General features: G+C 46.4%; 1 protein-coding gene. It reads right to left on the reverse strand.

Annotation, left to right across the window (positions count from 1 at the left end; all coding sequences use genetic code 11):
* Positions 1-87 precede the first annotated feature (87 nt).
* The coding region (locus ABUA47_RS09725; RefSeq protein ID WP_349831568.1) for a DNA primase at positions 88-3,979 on the reverse strand (3,892 nt) is incomplete at its 5' end.

A 3,979-nucleotide genomic window follows, 5' to 3' on the forward strand; every position in this document is an offset into this window, starting at 1 on the left:
AACAGTCAATGGATATGGGGGAAGACAGACAAAGGAAAATGAGAAAAGTTAGTGTTTTAAGGGGTGGGAAACTTTAGAAATGTAACATCAGAACTTCAGCTCCTGGGGGGCACCGATTACTCCGATAGGGTCATTGTCGGGATTATCGTCAACACGGGATTCTTCAGAACCGCGTTGCAAATCAATGCTATATAATTCTCTGAAAATTTCGTAGTTGATAGCTATGCAACTGGAATTGGTACACTTCTTCTCAACTTTACGCACCATGTCATTGTTGAGCTTTACCGGAATTCCGGTTTCATTGGGAGTATCTTCCTCGAAACCGCCGCGTGGTACCTCCACGACTTCATACCAGTTGAACCGGCGTGCATGGACAAAGCCCAAGTAACTGGGATGGGAGCGGAGGTTCTGCTCGATGGTCGACTGCGTTGAGTCTTCCTGATTATAAGAAGAACGTGCGTACTGCGTATAGATGGTACTAACGCGTAGGAATAACACACGGGTTCCTGCAGGAACAGGAACCTCCTTTTTTTCTCCTCCGGGCAGCTTGATGGTGATTCGTTCCGGTGTATCAATGGCGAAGTCCCTGCCTTCTCTGATAGCCTTGGTATCAATCATCACATCCATAGCCTTGAAGAATGTAGCCAGCTTATCCGTCTTTGAAATCAGTTCCACCTGGAATTTGATTTTATCGCAGGCTATTTTAAAAAACTCCTCATAGGTGAACGGTAATTTCAATTCTGTATAATTCTCAATCAGTCTGCATGTCGCCAGAAACAATGATGCAGTCTTCATGAGCCGGTCAATCTCACCGGCATTCACCAGTGCCTGCTTCAATTCATCATAGGACTTCTGCTTCAGTGCCCGGAAATACTGCATCACCAGCGGACGTAGCTGAAGGACTTCAAAGAGGACATTCGACAACCCTATTTTGGCCGGGTCCTCTATATCCTTGAGTTTGTTGAAAAGCTCCACTTCCTCTTGGGTTCGGTTTTTCGGTTTGGGGACTTCGCAGACTATAATACGTGACATAAGTGCATTGTCGTCACGTTGGGGAGTTTCCTGGCCGCAAATGACAACCGGCGCGTACACCTTGTCGTTTTCTATCTCCTTGCCGGATGTGCCTTTACGCTTCTGTCTTCCATCGCCATCATATACTATTCCTTTAAGTGCCTGGAACTTTATATCTGATATATCTTTATTGTTGTATTCATCAAGGACAACCGGTACATCCCGGAAAGTGCTCATCAATGTAGACATGGCGGCATCGGTACCGATGTTCAGGTTGAAAATCGGTATTTTGGGGGAGATGAATAGGGAACGGATGGATATCGCAATCTGTGTTTTTCCGGACGACATCGGCCCCATAAAGAATGGCGCTGTAAACAATCGGTCTATGCAGTGTATATTGCTTCGGAAAGCGCACATGATGGCAAATAGAATGGCCCATTTCCCATTGTCGTTGATTTTATATACACGGTCCATCAGTGAAGCCCATTCGTCGAAAGTGCAACGTTTGTCTATAGGGATTTCCTTATAGACAAGCTGTGAAATAAGTTCATACTTGTCGGACTGCTTGCCGGAACCTGCATATATGGTGGAGAATGCCGGCAGATAATAATTCTTACCATTGTGGGTGACCACTCCAAGTTCATTTACCGCATCAAATCTCGGCATTCCGTCAACAATATGGAAGATGCCGTTGGCAAATGCAAAAAACTGCTGGTCTTCCCGTCGGGAAAAACCGTCTTCCTGCTGGTTCCCATATGTGATAATTTCTCTACAAGTAATATAATTATTGCTCATATATGTACGTATTTTTTCCCAATGCTTTTCTTCGCCATTGTAGAAATTTACTGCTTCCAACATAACTAATTTTTCTACAAGAGTGCTTTTCTTGGCTAAAACCTTGGAGTTTACCTCAATATAAAGTGGTGTTTTGAATTTACGACGATTTATTCTAAGGACACGCTTGTTTTCCTCGTCGTTATCCGAATATATGTGCAGAAGTGGAATCATGTAGAAGTCACCCACCAAAGTGTAACCCGACTTTTCATTCTTGAAAAGATAGCATACCGGCTCACCCTGCTTGTTGAGTTTCGGATAGTAATTGAATTCTTGAAACATCTGCAGATATTCCGGATTGTCTTGGACATAACGGGGAAGTTCGTTCGGATCATAATTATCTTCAATATAATCGTCGTCTGTCCGCTGTGCATTGATGAGCATGCGTGACTTACGTTTGGCCAGGTAAGGTCTGACTATTTCATTCAAGGCTTGCTTGGTCAGCCCCAAGCAATTCTGAAAGTAGGTAAAATTGATGATGCGTACCGAATCTTCCGCGTAACTGATTATTTCGGCACAACGTTCGATATAGGAAGTACGTTCGCCATTATAGGTCTTAAAAAAACATTTGTGCAGGAATACGTAGAATTTCACAAAGCTGAAAGTCTCGATGATATCATTTGCCTCCCCATCCATGTTCTCCTCGTCGTCACTTTCTTCCCCGTCGTCATCGTTATCCTGGACATCCCGTTCAACCGTTATGGTGATATTAGAGATACCGGCACGGAAAATGGCAGATAATCCGGCAAGGTAACCGGATTCCGTGCCGTCCTTTGCAATGGTAAGGCCATCGCTGTCAGAGGTAAACATCTGGCCTGCCTGGCGTAACTGCTGTATGTCATTCATTCCAGGAATGCCATGGACGTATGCTATTGGGGCATCTCCATACAAGGTGAGGAACTCCTGATAATTTGATGTCAGTATACAAGGCTCATTTCCGCTACGTGCCTCTGCAATCATATCGATACCATATATGCCGGGCGCCATCTTGTCTTTCTCCTTGATGGAAGCTGTCTTCCGCTGCCGCAAGATGGAATTCACTTTCCGCTGGATGACTTCAGTGTTGCAGCCGAAAATCCCGGCCATTATCTCTATGCACTTGAGAAGAAGCGTTTCCGAAGGGATGACAGATATGAGGGTTGAAAGCCGTTGCATTGCCTCTTCCTCTCTGTTTGGGTCGGTTCCGGGATTCTTGCCTCGTAAGGAGATGGCAAAATATTGAAGGAAATTCTGTTCCCGGTTTGCAAGCCATTTCCCGGTTTCAAGTTTCTGCTCCTGGGCAATATTATCGGGATCCTTCCCATCAGGAAGCGGGACTGCACTGACCTGGAAACCCGCACGCAGAAAAGCCTCACAGTTGGCCAGTGACGCTTTCAGCCCGGCTGCATCCGCGTCATATACAAGTATCACGCGATGGGTGAACCGGCCAAGCAGCTGTATCTGTTCCGGAGTCAGTGCGGTTCCGCTGGTGGCAACGGTATTGCAGACACCGAACTTGTGCATGGACATGGCATCGAACTGGCCTTCGACTATATACGCACAATCATATCTTGCAATGGCAGTACGTGCCTGGTACAGACCGAAAAGGTGAGTACCTTTCTTAAACAACGGCGTGTCCCCGGTATTGACGTACTTGCCGGTGTTTTCCTGCGGAGTCAGCCAGCGTCCGGTATATCCGTTTATGTTGCCCTTGATGTCAAAATAGGGAAACATGATGCGGTCCTTGAAAGTGTCAAAGGTGAAGTTCTTCTCGCTTCTCTTCAGGATGTCTGTTTCAAGCAGCTTCTGTTCGGAAAATCCGGCTGCAAGCATCTCCTTTTTAGCCAGGTTGCCTGCCGGGGCATATCCAATTCTAAAATCTTTCAGAACCTTGTCATCCAGGCTGAACCCTCTGTCATGCAGATAAAGTTGCGCCTCCGGAAGATGCTTCTCGAAAAAGGATGCGGCGCCTTTCATCGCTATACGCTGCGCTTCACGTTCCTTTACCCTGACCATTTCCTCATCGGACATCACCCGTTCAGGGAGAGGGATTCCCGCACGGCCAGCCAGCCAGGTGACAGCCTCGTTGAATGACATGTTCTCATGATCCTGGACAAACTGGATTACATCCCCTCCTTTGCCGCAGACGAAACAC

Source organism: Bacteroides sp. RTP31139st1_H2_RTP31139_211217, from assembly GCF_040227615.1.
Classification (GTDB): domain Bacteria; phylum Bacteroidota; class Bacteroidia; order Bacteroidales; family Bacteroidaceae; genus Bacteroides; species Bacteroides uniformis.